General features: G+C 59.4%; 1 protein-coding gene. It reads left to right on the top strand.

Annotated elements, in window-relative coordinates:
* The coding region (locus ACU8YC_RS25830) for an autotransporter domain-containing protein (protein WP_446896085.1) at positions 1-571 on the top strand (571 nt) is incomplete at both ends.

Genomic DNA, 571 nt, shown 5'->3' with positions numbered 1-571 from the left:
TCTGAGGTGGCGCTGTACGCCTCCCTCTTTGCACAGAGTATGGATTACGACCGGGCGCTGGCGGGCAACTACAGCCAGCGCAGCACAGTCAAAGGTGACAGCGGCGTCTGGGGGCGTATTCAGGGCGACCACATGGGCCATGATAATAACGGCGGTATGGCACACGGTGCGACGCCGGAAAGCAGTGGCAGCTATGGTTTTGTGCAACTGGGCGGCGATCTGCTGAGTACACCATCGCTGAACGCCGGTGTGTATGGCGCAGCGGGACACTCTTCAGTTGACGTGAAAGATGATGATCGCGCCCGTGCCGGAACGGTCCGTGATGATGTGTACAGCCTGGGGGGTTATCTGACGGCGGTACATGCGAACAGCGGACTGTGGGCGGACGTGGTGGCGCAAGGCTCCCGTCATAATCTGAACGCGAGCTCTGATGCGGACAGCTTTGATACTCATGGCTGGGGCTGGCTGGCCTCGCTGGAAACCGGACTGCCGTTCAATGTCACTGACGGGCTGATACTGGAGCCACAGCTTCAGTATATCTGGCAGGGTCTGTCCCTGAATAACGGTCATG

It is taken from the genome of Citrobacter sp. VF227, from assembly GCF_052950715.1.
This window is presented reverse-complemented; position numbering and strand designations above follow the sequence as displayed.